The 14,779-nt window shown below is 49.4% G+C and carries 7 protein-coding genes; 2 read left to right on the forward strand and 5 right to left on the reverse strand.

Features of this window, described 5'->3' with window-relative positions:
* Positions 1-277 precede the first annotated feature (277 nt).
* Positions 278-1,117 carry a metallophosphoesterase gene (locus tag ACUHMQ_RS18390; RefSeq protein ID WP_445296915.1) on the forward strand — a complete coding sequence of 280 codons (840 nt, stop codon included), beginning with the start codon at positions 278-280 and terminating at the stop codon, positions 1,115-1,117.
* Between the two features lie 186 nt (positions 1,118-1,303).
* On the opposite strand, the gene ACUHMQ_RS18395 is transcribed toward ACUHMQ_RS18390, so the two are convergent.
* The 4 genes from ACUHMQ_RS18395 to ACUHMQ_RS18410 form a co-directional block, all read right to left on the reverse strand.
* The gene (locus ACUHMQ_RS18395; RefSeq protein ID WP_445296916.1) at positions 1,304-3,934 is read right to left on the reverse strand and encodes a collagenase; all 2,631 of its coding nucleotides are present in this window, start codon (positions 3,932-3,934) and stop codon (positions 1,304-1,306) included.
* A gap of 555 nt (positions 3,935-4,489) precedes the next feature.
* Entirely contained in the window at positions 4,490-6,940 is a 2,451-nt protein-coding gene (locus ACUHMQ_RS18400; protein WP_445296917.1) for a collagenase, read from the reverse strand.
* 745 nt (positions 6,941-7,685) lie between these two features.
* The gene (locus tag ACUHMQ_RS18405; protein ID WP_445296918.1) at positions 7,686-10,247 is read right to left on the reverse strand and encodes a collagenase; all 2,562 of its coding nucleotides are present in this window, start codon (positions 10,245-10,247) and stop codon (positions 7,686-7,688) included.
* 693 nt (positions 10,248-10,940) lie between these two features.
* Positions 10,941-12,080, reverse strand: coding sequence for an extracellular catalytic domain type 1 short-chain-length polyhydroxyalkanoate depolymerase (locus ACUHMQ_RS18410; protein WP_445296919.1), 1,140 nt, complete (start codon positions 12,078-12,080; stop codon positions 10,941-10,943).
* 649 nt (positions 12,081-12,729) lie between these two features.
* Between ACUHMQ_RS18410 and ACUHMQ_RS18415 the strand changes: the two genes are divergently transcribed.
* A complete protein-coding gene (locus ACUHMQ_RS18415; RefSeq protein ID WP_445296920.1) occupies positions 12,730-13,521 on the forward strand; it encodes an NYN domain-containing protein in 792 nt (263 codons plus the stop codon).
* A gap of 724 nt (positions 13,522-14,245) precedes the next feature.
* Here the strand turns inward: ACUHMQ_RS18415 and ACUHMQ_RS18420 are convergent.
* Positions 14,246-14,779, reverse strand: a 534-nt coding sequence (locus tag ACUHMQ_RS18420) for a hypothetical protein (protein ID WP_445296921.1), incomplete at its 5' end; no start/stop codon positions are given.

A 14,779-nucleotide genomic window follows, 5' to 3' on the forward strand; every position in this document is an offset into this window, starting at 1 on the left:
GCTCGTCACTGAGCATCAATCGGGGCATAGCAAACCCGCAGGGTGATTGGTATAGGAACCGTAATTCTGCGGGTTTGCTGCGCTTCTTCAATATACCGAAGTCAAAACGTCAACAGACCCTAAGAACTTGTTCAAAGTCTCGCGAGCGAGGGCGAGAAAAGGCGGAAGTAGCTGAGAAATCGGAGTTTGCGAGTGGTAAATGAGTTTTCTGAAGGTGTTTTCAACGACATATTGCTGACGCGTAGCAGACTTCGAACAGGTTCTTAGAAGAATAACGATGCGGTTGATACGTTTATTAGGGGTTCTGGTTGCGCTTGGTTTAAGCGTAGGTGGTTGGGCTTATTGGACCGCGATTGCAGACCCGGTAGTTCGTGAGGCGGTGGTGGCGCTTGCTGGTTGGCCAAAGGGCGAGCCCCCAATTACGGCATTGTTGATTTCCGACATTCATGTAGCAGGGCCGGATATGCCGCCTGATCGATTGGTACGCATCGTGGCGCAAATCAACAAATTGCAGCCGGATATTGTGCTGATTGCGGGCGACTTTATCAGTGATAAGAGAACCGCCACCCGTTACTATCCGATGCATGAAGGTGTGGCGCCATTGGCAGAGCTTAAGCCACGCTTGGGTACCTTTGCAGTAATGGGGAATCACGACCACTGGCGTGGTACGGTTGAGGCGCATGAGGCATTGAAGGCTGCGGGTGTGCGTGTGCTCGACAATCAAGCCGCAGTGTCGGGCCCACTTGCAATTGGTGGGCTTGACGATGCTTTTACCGGCCAGGCGGATTTACCAGCAACCATTACGGCAGTGCGTGGTTTGCCCGGCGCGCGCATCTTGCTCCGCCATAGCCCAGACCCTTTTCCAAATGTGCCGGACGATATTGGTTTGATGCTGGCGGGCCATACGCATTGCGGCCAGATCCGGTTACCTATAGTTGGTGCCATTGCCACCATGTCTGATTACGGCGACCGTTATGTCTGCGGTCTTATCCGCGAAAATGGCCGGACTTTAATTGTGGGGGCGGGTGTTGGTACCAGCATCTTGCCGCTACGGTTGGGGGCGGTACCCGACATGTGGCTGATTCGGCTTGGCCCTGTAGTGGCGTTGGCCAAATAACAGCTCGTTTGCCAGATCGAAGTCGTGTGTAGGGAACTGGTGCATGGCTTGAGTGGGTAAGCCAATGCGGCGGATCGAGAGAGGTGCTGCGAGGAGAGGAGACCCCTTGACCTGGAAAGTGCCAGGCCAAGGAGTGGTAGAAGGTTGAGCAGTTGCTACGTCTGCAAGCTGATCAACCTGGCTGACCTACTGCCAATAGGCTGTTGTGCGGCCGTCGCTGTTGATGAACGGTGTCGAAGTCCGGCACTGGTTGGGGATGCAGCTACCACCGTATAAAGGTTGGTTATTTGCGTTCTTCCCATCAACCTTCACCGTCAAACGATAGGTTCTACCTTCGTACACAGTTTGGTCCTGATCACGATACTGCTGGTAGCGGCTGAAGGTGTCCGAGACTTGACCTTCCTGCCAGAAAGCCTGAATGCGGCCGGAATCGAATTGGAAGGGACGGTAGCTGGTGCATTTGACCGGTTCACAGGTTCCACCATATAACGCGCGATTTCCCCCGGGTTGCCCGTCGACCAATATGGTGTAGCTGTAGGTTTTACCGTTGAATTGTACGCGGTCACCGTGCCGATATTGCCGATAGATATCAAAATTGCTGCTTGGCGTTGGCGTTGGCGTTGGCGTTGGCGTTGGCGTTGGCGTTGGCGTTGGCGTAGGTGTAGGTGTAGGTGTAGGTGTAGGTGTAGGTGTAGGTGTAGGTGTAGGTGTAGGTGTAGGTGTAGGTGTAGGTTTGCCACCATTGTCCAGTATCCACTGACCTACGACTCTGCCATCGCTATTACGATAGGCTGGGCCGGTCGGTGCACAATGACTACCATATAGGTAGCTGGTGGCGGGGCTTGGTTTTCCATCGGTCAGCAAGGACAATCTGTAGTACTTGCCGTCATACATGGTTACATCGTTATGGCGGTACTGTTCATCAGGGTCGAAAGTGGTTTTACCCGTGGGTGCTGGTTTTTCATTATCAATACCCTTGACATTATTCTTACCACCAGCATATCTGGCGCCCGCGAAATTACCCCCAGCGCTAACTGTGTCGAGCCAGCTGGTGAACTCGCTGTCGTAACGGGTACCGATCTGGTTGAACAGGATTCGACCATATTCATCGTATTTGCCAGCACGCATGGCGGCGACAACTCGTTCGACGTCATCACGATGACGCTCAAACATAAACCGCACCCCTAAATACCCCCACGTATAAGCGCGGCCAAAATAGTCGCTCATACTGTAAGTGTGTTTAAAGATATCGCTGAGTGTGTAGGTTTTCAGCTTGGCAACTTTTATGGCATCTTGATAGTTGTTCTCGTATGCAACGTATTCTGCCAAGCCCTCCGCCCACCATACGGAGGGGTGGCCGGATGACATAAGCTTGCTGCGGTTCTCAATGTTGTAAATGTTGTCGATGTAATGGATAAATTCGTGCTTCAGGTTCCAAATTAATGGCTGGCCTTCTTTATGGTAGGCGTAGAAGTGCTGAACATTACCTGAGCGCGTAGGATCGCCTTCCATTTGCATGCCGCCATTGTTGGTGTCGATGCCGTAGACGGAATAACCGTATGTGGAATAGTCTTTCTTGGTCTTGAAGGCGATGATTTCCAAGCCAGCGTTGTACTTGGTGGGGACGATATTGGCCTTGCTGGGTTCCAAACCAAACATGGATTGGGTGAACAGCTTGTGCTCATCCAGTATCAGTTTGCATGCCTGAGCCAGGTCGGCAGCAGAGTACCCTTGCGAAAGGATTTTGATATTGGGTGCGCAGTCACGTCGGCTGGTTAGCGTTGCTGCTTCCCATTTTGCTTTGACATCGCACATGTTGTAGCTGCTGCAATTCTTTTTGTCATACTTGAGTACATTGCCGGCGGCAGTTAGCCAAAGGGTGTCGCCACGTCCGGATACGCCATAGCCAGCAACGCTGTCAAGAATCAAGGGGCGGACAGGGTCCTGCAGTTCCTTGATCTTCAACATGTTTCCCAGAGCGTCTATGGCTGAGACAAGTACGTAATTGTTCTCGGTGCCAATCAGATTTTTATTGTTGCGAAGCAGCGTATTGATAGCCTTGGCGTAGGAGATGTCGCGCTTGATGATATCAATGCCGGCGTTGTCTTTGCTATTGGCCAAGTCAAAAAACAACCTGACTAGCCAGTGAGTGGTTTCTGCAGTGTGTTCGCTTTGTAAAAATTCGGGAGTCGCTCCAGCCAGCTTGGCCTTCAGCGTTGGTAAGAAGTAGGCATAGTCCTGGGTATGGGTGATCAGCTTATAGGCGCCATTCAGAATACGGCCATTTTCCGGTGCAACCTTACGCGAGTCATTCGACCCCAGTAGTGAGACCAAACCGGTACGGATTTCAATCTTCAACGTATTGCTGTACTTCGGTGTCTTCTCGTTTTGATAGTAGAAATACCCTGCACGCAAGTATTCCTGAAGTTCATAGATATGGCTGACATTCGTTCCGTTGTACGTGGCAGTTTGCCGGCGGTATTCGCTGGCCACCTTCAACATTTGTGCTTCGTTAAAGAGGATGGATGCTTGTGCGGGGGTGGGGCTGAAAATTTCCTGAGAACAGTCACTGGTTTTGACTTTCTCAACCAGTTCCCAATTTTGGTACCTGCTGAGTTCATTGAGGTCACAGCGTTTGACATCTGCCTCTGCCATTGCATCCTGGCTATGGGTTACGGAGTTTTGCTTTTCAATTGCAACCCCGGGCTTTCGGAGTGTGTCTTCGGGGAAACCGACGTCAGCCAAGGCAAGATTGCAAGAAATAGAGCCCAGAGCCAGTAAGCAGGCAACAGTTGAGCGTTTAACAGTGGTTCGCATCCTAAAGTTTCCTATAAGCGTTCGTGAAGCAGGCGATTCAACGGCGAAGTACCAATCCCTACCAAGAGCCATTCATTTGTAAATACGCATATCATGTAATTCAGATATCGCCAGCAAAATTTATGACATTAGAGTATTTATGTCAATAACATATGGCTTTGTCATGGTCGTGAAAATTAATGAAGCGTCTTCTCGAGGGGAAGACCAGAAAGACTGTGTTAGGTGGTTATGCCAATACAGCAATGGATGCCGTGGCGAACAGGTAGAAGGTTCTGCATCCGTGTGCTTGTACTTCCGTTACGAACGCTTCACTGGGAGTGCGATTGACAAGTAGGGCGTCAGGTAACGCAGAACGGATAGTGTTTGGATATATGAGATGCGTGATAGGGCAATGAGAAAGGAGGTTTCGCGGTAAGTAACACGCTTGGCTTGCTGGTCTGGTCAAGCAGCCATGATCGGTTTGGATACTGATGACTGCTCAACAGAGATTTCAGACAGGTAGCAGTAGTCCAAGCCAACAGGGTGACCGACATGGCTGCCGATCACCCATATTGATTACTGCCAGTAGGCTGTCGAGCGACGATCGTTAGAAACGAACGGTGCCGAGGCATGGCAGCTGGCCGGAGCACAAGTTCCACCATACAGGGGGAAGTTGTTTACGTTCCGCCCATCTACCTTAACCGTAAGGCGATAGGTCCTGCCGCCGAATACGGCTTGGTCCTGGTCGCGATACTGTTGATGGATGTTGAAGGTATCTGAGCCTGACGTTGTGCCACCACCGGTTGAGGTACCGCCGCCTGCAACCCTACCTTCCTGCCAGTACGATTGGACACGCCCATCGCTGTTTCGGAAAGGGCTGTAGCTGGTACAGGCAACTGGTGCACAGATGCTGCCATATATTGGGTAGTTGGTAGCGGACTGGCCATCAACGATAACGCTGTAGGTATAGGCCCTGCCGTTGTAGGTCACTTGGTCACCATGGCGGTATTGTGTGTTCTTATCGAACGTACCGCTGGATGGTGTAGTTGGTGTGGTCGGCGTAGTGGGTGTTGGCTTCGTCGGTGTGGTGGGCGTGGTTGGTGTGGTCGGTGTTGTGCCACCATTGGTTTCTTCCCAGTGTGCTACAACGCGTCCGTCTTTGGTACTGTAGGTCTTTATTCCTGGAATACAGGAGTCGCCGTATACATGGTGCTTACTGTCAGCCTTCCCATCAGTGCGGACAACGAGTCGGTAACGCTTACCGTTGAACCAGATCTCGTCGTTATCGAAATAGGCCTTTTTCGGGTTTAGGTCGGTCTTGCCTGAGGGGCCAGACTTTTCGTTGCCATTGCCCTTGGCATTATTCTGCCCGCCACCGTAGTATTTACCGGCAAAGGTACCACCGGTGCTGACAGTATCGAGCCAGTTTCTGAACTCGGTGTCATAGCGGTAGCTGATTTCGTTACGCAGGATTCTGATGTACTCGTCATGGTTGCCTGCCCGTAGTGCTGATAGCAACTTCTCAATATCAGCGCGGTGGCGTTCAAACATAAAGCGCACGCCTAGATAACCCCATTTGTAAACACGGTCTTGATTTCCATAGGCGTTCTGGAAAATGGTGCTGAGCGAATAGGTTTTCTGTTTGGCGATTGCAACGGCCTCGGCATAGTTGTTCTCGTACGAGAAGTATTCCGCTACGCCTTCTTGCCACCATATGAGGTGATTGGTGGCGTAAGCCGCAGCGTAATCCTTGAGATTGTAGATGCCATCGATGTAATGGATGAACTCGTGCTTCAGGTTCCAAATCAGCGGAAAGCCTTCTTTGTGATAGGCATAGAAGTGCTGAACATTCCCAGGTGTAGTGGGGTCGCCTTCAATGGTGATACCGCCATTGTTGGTGTCGATGTTATAGATCGCACCACCATACTTGCTGTAATCGTTCTTGGTCTTGAAGGCGATGATTTCCAGGCCGGCGTTAAATTTGGTGGGAATGATATTGGCTTGGTCAGGTTCCAGGTTGAACATGGACCTGGTGAATGACCTGTGTTCTTCCAATACCTGACGGCAGGCTTCGGCGAGATCGGAGTCTGAGTATCCTTGCGAAAGGATTTTGATGTTAGGTGAGCAGTTGCGTCGGCTGGTCAGCACTGCGGCTTCCCATTTCCCCTTGGCATCGCACATGTTGTAGCTGCTGCAGTTTGCACTGTCGTGCTGTTGTACCATGCGTGCAGCGCCCAGCCAGATCGTGTCGCCACGGCCAAACATGTTGTAGCTGGAAGCCAGAGAGCGAATCTGACTACTGACGTAGCCCTTTAATTCCGGGAATTGCATCATGTCGCCCAGGACCTCAGTAGCAGTCCCTAGCAAAAATTCCTTGTCTGTACCGATAAGGCTTGTGTTGTTGCGAACCAGGTTGTAGATCGCATCGGCATAGCTTTTATCGCGTTTGATAGTCTCGGTAGCAGCCTTGTCGTAGTAGTAAAGGCTGGCAAATAGTCTTAGTGATTCATTGGTAGCGTTTGCGGTACTAATTTTCTGTAAAAAGTCGCTTCTGGTTTCCAAGAGTTTGGACTTGATCGTGGGTAAGAAATAAGCGAAGTCCTTGCTGACCTTAATCAGCTGATAGGCGCTTCTCATGATATCGCCATTTTCCACCTCAGCTCTTCTCGAGTTGCCGGAAGCGAGCAGTGACCAGACAGCGGCGCGAACCTCATTTCGTAGCGTGCTGCTGTATTCCCACTTGTTTGTGGTATCGAAATTCCGATTTTCGTATCCGGCTCTCAGGTATTCCTGCAGGCCATAGATGTTAGTGCTGTTGGTGCCATCGTAAGTGGCGGCTAGCCGGCGAAGTTCGCTCGCTACCATCACCATTTGTTGTTCGCTGAAGAAAATGGCGGCTTGTTCCTGAGTGGCGCTAAATATTGAATTGGAACAATTGGTGCCTTTGACTTTCTCGACCAGATCCCAGTTGCGGTATCTGCTTAGTTCATTGAGATCACAGCGCTTCAATGCTGGCGCTGCTGCCATTGCTTCCTGACTTGGGTTTATGGAAGTCGGGGTTTGGTGCGCGCCGTCCGTAAGTACGGGCTTCCGGGATGTGTTCTTGGGTAGGCCAACGTCAGCGAGAGCGAGATTGCAAGTGATAGAACTCAAGGCCAATAAGCAGGCAACAGTTGAGCGTTTAACAGTGGTGCGCATCCTAGATTTTCCATATGTGCGTTGGTGAAGCAGGCTATTCAACGGCGAAGTACTAATCCCCACAGATAACCATTCATAAATAAACATGCATGTCGTGATGTACGGATAGTGCGAGCAAAATTTATGATATAAACATACCAAAGTCAATAAAATATGGTTATGTCATATTTGTGAATAATGAAGGCAAATGCGTGAGGGGGAGAAACCAGTAAGGCAGCAGGTAGGGGATACGCTGCTACAGCAGCGGGTGTCGCGAGGAGCTTGTGTGGGTAAGAGTCTGCGTTGTGCGCTCGTACTGCTATTACGGGCGACATTTCAAGTTGTGCAGTTGGCAGATGGGAAATCGGGTAACACCGAGCGGGACAGTGTTGGGCGCGTAAGATGTGAGGTAGTAAGAGGGAGGCGGGAAAGAGTGTTAATTGGTTGTGTAACACCTTGGCCTGGAAGCCTGGTCAAGCAGCCATGATCAGGTTTAGATACTGATGACTGCTCAACACAGATTTCAGATGGATAGTAATAGTAGTAATCCAGGCCAAGAGGGTGATCGGCATGGTTGCCGATCACCCATGGTTACTTACTGCCAGTAAGCAGTCGAGCGGCCGTCGCTGGAAACAAACGGTGTCGAAGTCTGGCACTGGGTCGGGATGCAGCTACCGCCATATAAGGGGTAGTTGTTTGCATTTCGTCCATCTACCTTAACTGTGAACCGATAGGTCCGGCCTTCATATACGGTCTGGTCCTGATCGCGATACTGCTGGAAGCGACTGAAAGTACCAGCGTTGGTTGTTGTACCGCCGCCAGAAACCTGACCTTCTTGCCAGAACGACATGACACGGTTGTCGCTGGTACGGAAAGGACGGTAGCTAGTACAGTTAGTCGGTTCACAGCTTCCACCGTACAACGCGTAGTTGCCACCAGGCTTTCCATCGATCATTACGGTATAGCTATAGACCTTGCCATTGAGCTGTACGCGATCACCGTGGCGATATTGTTGATAGATATCGAAACTACCGCTTGGCGTTGGTGTCGGTGTCGGTGTGCCACCGTTGTCCAAGACCCACTGACCTACTGTCTGTCCATCGCTGTTACGATGGGTCGGGCCACTTGGCGCGCAAGTGCTACCGTACAAGCCATAACCAGGGTTTGGTTTGCCATTTGTCAGTACGGACAATCTGTAGTACTTGCCGTCGTACATGGTCACATCGTTGTGATGGTATTGCTTATCAGGATCAAAAGTTGTTTTACCTGTTGGGGTCGGGATAGGCTTCTCGTTACCATCACCCTTGGCGTTATTCTTACCGCCGGCATACCTGGCGCCTGCAAAAGAGCCGCTGTTGTTGACGGTATCGAGCCAGCTGCTGAACTCACTGTCGTAGCGGGTACCGATACGGTTGAACAGGATCCGACCATATTCATCGTAATTGCCAGCACGTAGCGCGGCTGCAACTTGTTCGATGTCGTCACGATGGCGCTCAAACATGAACCGCATAGCTAGATAACCCCAGCGGTAGCAACGGATCTGGTAGTCAGCCATATCATAGGTGTTACGGAAGATCGTGCTGAGTGGATAGGTCTTGAGCTTGGCGACTTCAATGGCGCTGGGGTTGTTGTTCTCTAGTGAGAAGTATTCTCCTAAGCCTTCCATCCACCAAACGATGGGTTGACCGGAGAAGTAAGCCTTGCCGTAGTTTTCGATGTTGTAGATGTTGTCGATGTAATGGATAAATTCGTGCTTCAGGTTCCAAATCAGCGGCTGGCCTTCTTTGTGGTAGGCGTAGAAGTGCTGGACGTTACCAGGACGCGAAGGGTCGCCTTCCATGGTGATGCCACCATTGTCGGTGTTGATGCCGTAGATGGCATAGCCATACTTGGAGTAATCTTCTTTGGTTTTGAAGGCGATCACTTCCAACCCGGCATTGTACTTGGTAGGGATGATATTGGCCTTGCCGGGTTCTACACCAAACAAAGAGTAGGTGAACAGTTTGTGTTCTTCCGACAGAAGTTGGCAGGCTTGAGCCAAGTCAGCATCTGAGTAACCTTGCGAAAGGATCTTGATGTTGGGAGCGCAGTCGCGTCGGCTGGTCAGCATAGCTGCCTCCCATTTTTCCTTGGCGTCACACATGTTGTAGCTGCTGCAATTTTTGTTGTCGTACTCACGTACTTTGTTGGCAGCGCTTAACCAAATGGTATCGCCACGTCCGAACATGCCATAACCAGCAATACTGTCACGAATCAAGGGACGGACATGCTCCTTAAGCTCCTGGAATTGCAGCATTTCACCCAGGACACTGATGGTTTGGCCAAGTACATACTCGGTCTTGGTGCCAATCAGATTCTTATTATTGCGCAGCAGGTTGTAGACGGTGTTCGCGTAGCTGGTGTCGCGCTTGACAATTTCAGTACCGGCTTTGTCGTAGTAGTAAAGGCCGTTAAACAATCGTAAGAGCTCAAAAACGGCACCAGCGGTGCTTTCGCTTTGCATGAATTCGGGGCTGGCTTCAGCCAGCTTGGCCTTCATCGTTGGTACGAAGTAGCCAAAATCCTTGGTGTGGGTGATCAGCTTATAGCCGCTTTCCAGGATGTCACCGTTTTCCCACCAAATTTTGCGTGAGCCACTTGAAGCAAACAGTGCAACCAAACCGGCTCGAATCTCGTTCTTCAACGTGCTGCTGTACTCTGGTGTCTTGTTGTTGCTTTGGTAGTAATAACCGGCACGCAAATATTCCTGCAATTCATTGATGTGGCTGTTATTGGTGCCATCGTAAGCAGCAGCGACTCGGCGGAATTCGCTAGCGACTTTCAACATTTGGGATTCGTTGAAGAAGATGGCAGCTTGAGTAGAGTTAACGTCAAACAGCCCATTAGAGCAGCCAGCAGTTTTGACCTTCTCGACAAGTTCCCAGTCACGGTAGTTATCCAGTGTGTTCAGATCACAGCGGGTGAACGCCATTGCCATTACCGGCGTATTGCCTTTGGACTGAGTTTGCGAGGCTTTATCCTGCTTGGCACCATTGGCCCGAATAGATTTGTTAGCTATGTTCTTAGGAAGTGCGACGTCAGCTAAGGCGCTGTTGCAAGTTAACGCGCCCAAAGCCCATAAACAGGCAATTGTTGAGCGTTTAAGGGAATTTGGCATGTTAGTTGCTTCCTACTAAAGGTTAAGAAAACGGACTATTCGGCAGTAAAACCCGCTTACGGGATATATTCGTATGACGGTAAACAACAATATTCCTACATTCGAATAATTTGCGGCATCGTATGGAAATGTCATATTGGTGTCAATGTAATATGCACATGTCATTATTTGGGCGGATGGACGGTTGTCGAGCTGACGCTGCGTAAGAAATATCTACGTAGGTAGAAAGGAGACACCGTTCTGATTGAGACCAAGCGTGAACGGCCGAGGGCAATTGAACTCGCTAAGTGGTGTACACGATATTTACGCGAGGGAGTTCTGGACTTTGCGCTCAGGGGAAATCATGCTTGGAGCACAGCTAGCTGTTAGAGCTTGTCCAAAGTCTTGTGGAGCAAGGTAGGGAATTTCACCGGGAACAGCCGGCTTGTGCAACATACAACGCGGTAGCGGTATGTCTGCCTTTATCAAGTAGATTTACCCGAAAGCAGCAATTCAATCCACGACTACTATGCTGCGTTTAGCATGTGTCGGGATGCGTTCAATATCCAAAGGCTTGGGTGTAAGCACAAACTTAATCCGGTAAACACACCTTGAAATTTGTTCAGGATCTGTCACGAGTAGTTGTCAGCAGGGCGCAGAGCAGCGCTTATATGCGAGAGGTGACTACACCGAGGGATAGGTGTAAAGGATGGACTACTTCCGTGATGCTGCTGGATGCTCAAGGAAAAAGCGGACCATTTCCTGACTAGCATTGGGTCCCATTGAATCGGTATATGTGCCTTGCTTACTGCCGCCAGACCATGCATGTCCTCCGCCATGGACAACCCAGTGCTCCACTACGGGCTCGCCCTGTTCATTACGATGTACGCTTACAGTGTAATGATGTCCTTGTGGTACCGAGCCCTGCCAAGAGGAGCATTTGAAAGCCTCACTTGTGTTACTGGAGCCAGCCCTGGTCTGTTTGATGACATGATCGCCATTGCGAGGGTGTACCGTTGTATCGCTATCCCCATGGAACACGATGGTTGGTAGTGTATTTGTTACGGCTTGCTTATTTACTCTTCTTAAACGCTTGGCCAAACCTTGCTGCATAGCGGCAAGCGCAGAGGGAATATCTGTTGCGGCTGCATAGGGGATACCGGAGTGAACGCCTACAGCTGCATACAAGTCCGGATAGGTTTTGCCCATAACCACTGCCATGGCGCCACCAGCCGATAGACCGGCCACATATACACGTGTCTTGTCTATGCGGTAGCGTTGCATGACTTCTTGAGTCATGTTGGCAATGATGGCGGGTTCTCCACGGCCACGTTGTTGGTCACTTTCCCGGAACCAGTTCCAGCAGCTAGTACTGTTGGCTTGGTTCGACTGAGCTGGATATAACACAAAGCATTGATGCTGCTCGCCTACTTCGTTCATCTGGGTACCCGCAGCAAAGTCGTCTGGGTTCTGCTTGCAGCCATGCAACATGACAATCAGGGGCAATGGTTGCCCCTGATAGGCACTAGGGATGTAAAGTTTGTAGTCACGTGTTCCTGCTGCGCAGCCGTAGGTGCCATTCAAGAAGCCACTCTCTACGTCTTTCTCAGGAGGGATATTTGGAACGGAAGGCTTAATGTTGCCGGTAATGGTTACGTTCTGTTCATAAGGCGTATCGATAACCTGGTACAGCCCTTCGATAGGCATACGCTCAGTGACTGCCGGGGTTTGCCTAGAGCAAGGCGTTGTTCTTAGATGCAAGCTGCGCTGAATCAACAAGGTCGCATCCAACAGTCGCCCTTTGGCTGTTAGACGGGTTGCCTCTCGCATCATGTTCTGCATACGTTCGATCATTTCCAATTTCTTTCAAGATCAGCACCCATCGGGCCCATAAGTACAGTCCCATATGAAGGGGGCTTATTCGGCGACCAGTCGGCTTGGTAAGGGAGATAGCGCAAGTATCTGCTTACTCAGCTGGTTGTGTTGCAATGCAACATAATAATTATGTGATACTAAGCCAATTACGAGCAACGTCAAGTAAATTTTGCTGCATTGCAACAAGCACACTGTTTCAGCGAGCTTGATCCGTAACAAACAGGATGGATCAAAGACTTTCCCTGGAAGTTAGAACGGCGCGAAAGAAGATTGCGGAGTAACGCGAACCTGCCAATAGGCTAATCGTGTCAAGGGTAGGGCTACGACTGGTCCCGTGGTAATAAATTCCTGGTGGGCGCCAAGCAAGGGCAAGCAATAGGCTGTGATGAAAGGGATCACATGATGCTTGGGACGAGACATAAAAACCCTCCACGATGGCGACGTATCTTCTTACGCAAGATAAATGCCAATTCATGCACTATCGTTCCTTTGATGTGATTACCAGTGATAAGAACTTGGACTGGTCTACACTCAGGCAAGCCAGTGATGGTGAGAAATAGCGGTTTGTAAGGTGTGCCATGCCAGTTGAAATCGTCACGGAGCCAACAATAATTTCAAAGGTACATTCATGCGATTTGCCATTTTTGTAGATGGACCAAACTTAATTGGTTCCTTCAACAAACTGAATGTGGACGTTGGAAACTACCAGGACTTCTACTCATATATTCTCAGTTCGACCGTGGACGTTTGGAGAACCTCATTTATTGGGGGAGGCGACCCTGTGCCACAACTTTGGCGGGTGTTCTGGTATCAGGTCGGTTATATGGATGAACTCAGGCTTGATGACCCAAACGTCAAGGCGAATTTGAGAACATCTTTTGAAGAGAATAAAGACTTATCCCGAGGATATTTGGCGGTCGCGGGGAGAGATAGTCCTGATCAGAAAACGGAAGTAATTCGGGAACTCGCCTGGGCGAATTGTTTTGATGAAGCCAGGCATTGGTATAAGAGTAAGAAAGCACAGCTTGAGAAAATGAGGCGTTTTAATTTCTCGGTACGCTCGAGCACAAACTTCGTTGAGATTATTGAGAATGGTCATTGGAAGATAAACTTCCTGAAGCGACAAGTTGAAGAGAAGGGCATTGATACTGCACTGGCTGTTGATTTGGTTACGCTGAATGAATGTTACGACGTTGCGATATTGATATCTGGGGATGCGGATATGATCCCGTCGGTTAATTACGCTAAGCAGCGGGGAAAGCATGTCGCTGTTGTTGATTTAATCAATGGCGCACCACCAGAACAAAAAGGTTGGCAGTTATCGACTCGGCTTAAGAGTACTGTAGATTTTGTGGTACCAATTTATGAGGCAGATATGGTCCGAAAAGGAATCGCCAAAACACGGGGAAGTAAGACATAACATAGTCAATGATATAGTGGTTAATATCTTCTTTGCTACGTTAAGTGGTTAAAACTTAGGGAGGGTGCGAGATTGATTTCGCAGTTGCAATATCCTATAGATCAGCTGCTGAATAGGGTAATAAGTAGAACAATGGTGGTGCGATATACTGTTGAGGTTATGGCGAGATGACTAACCATGCCTTTGAACAGAATCAATCTCTGTAGGCAATAAAAAGCCGGTGGGGATTGCTCCCGCACCTACCTAAACAAGAAATCGCTTCTCCTAACGTTTCTTGGTTTTGAAATTGCTTTACAATTTTATGATTGCGTCTTGTTGCTTATGTTTAGTACAAGCATGCAGGGTATAAAAAATGTACTAAAGATCCACCCCCTAAGTACTAAGAATGGAAATATAAATGGGACAGCAAGCTCATTAATTGAAATTGAGTTATGAGCTTGTCTAATCCCTGATATATCCAGAACGACAGAGAAGAGATGGGCCAGTGTAGATGAGAAGTACCCTATCAATAAACCTAAAAAGACTATCTTCAGTGAAGTGAGTGAACTAACTAGCTTAAAGCTAATTACTAGCAGAGCAAATATTGAGGTCACCCAAACTATTGAATAAGTCAAGAGATAATTTCCTAAGCGCCGCTCTAGCTCTTCCCCGCACACTAGAAAAGTCATAGCTATTGAGATACAGGTACTTAGCAGTAGACTAATTCTCTGTTTTGATTGCACGATTAACGAACCCCCTTTAGGCTTCGGCCGAGGCCTCGTGGTGTAACGCTGGCGCCAAGTCCTTTAAATGGGCCGATTCCATCTATTGCTTTACTGGTATCCGATGCACAGAACCCAGGACCTCGAGAACCGTTGTTCTCAATCCTTTCCTTTATTATTGCCTCTTGCTCTGGAGTTGTAGGGAATGTGTAGGCCTGGACATTTTCACCATCTTTCCTTTGATATCGGATGTAATCATCTAGGTTGACTTCGCGCCCATATAAAGCATCTCCAGAGCCTTTATCTTTGTTGCGATAACTTCCACCGGGATCATAAAGAACTGCATCTTTTCCAGAGCCGACTACTACACCTGCATGTGTTCCTATAACCGGGGTATTGTTATTTATCACAACTGTTGTTGCTAATCCTAAGAACCTGTTCAAAGTCTTTTCATCTAGCCCCAAACCGGCGATGCTTGCCCAATGAGAACCGCTTACCCCAGCGACGTCAGTCGCAAACAATTTGAAACCATTCGCCCACTGCTGGAAAGTGCCCGT

The sequence above is a fragment of the Chitinimonas violaceus genome, assembly GCF_052601015.1.

Excerpts from the sequence above, each read along its gene's own strand:
- ACUHMQ_RS18390 (WP_445296915.1), top strand. The coding sequence starts at position 278 with ATGCGGTTGATACGTTTATTAGGGGTTCTGGTTGCGCTTGGTTTAAGC.
- ACUHMQ_RS18415 (WP_445296920.1), top strand. The coding sequence starts at position 12,730 with ATGCGATTTGCCATTTTTGTAGATGGACCAAACTTAATTGGTTCCTTC.
- ACUHMQ_RS18410 (WP_445296919.1), bottom strand. The coding sequence starts at position 12,080 with ATGATCGAACGTATGCAGAACATGATGCGAGAGGCAACCCGTCTAACA.
- ACUHMQ_RS18400 (WP_445296917.1), bottom strand. The coding sequence starts at position 6,940 with ATGGCAGCAGCGCCAGCATTGAAGCGCTGTGATCTCAATGAACTAAGC.
- ACUHMQ_RS18405 (WP_445296918.1), bottom strand. The coding sequence starts at position 10,247 with ATGCCAAATTCCCTTAAACGCTCAACAATTGCCTGTTTATGGGCTTTG.
- ACUHMQ_RS18395 (WP_445296916.1), bottom strand. The coding sequence starts at position 3,934 with ATGCGAACCACTGTTAAACGCTCAACTGTTGCCTGCTTACTGGCTCTG.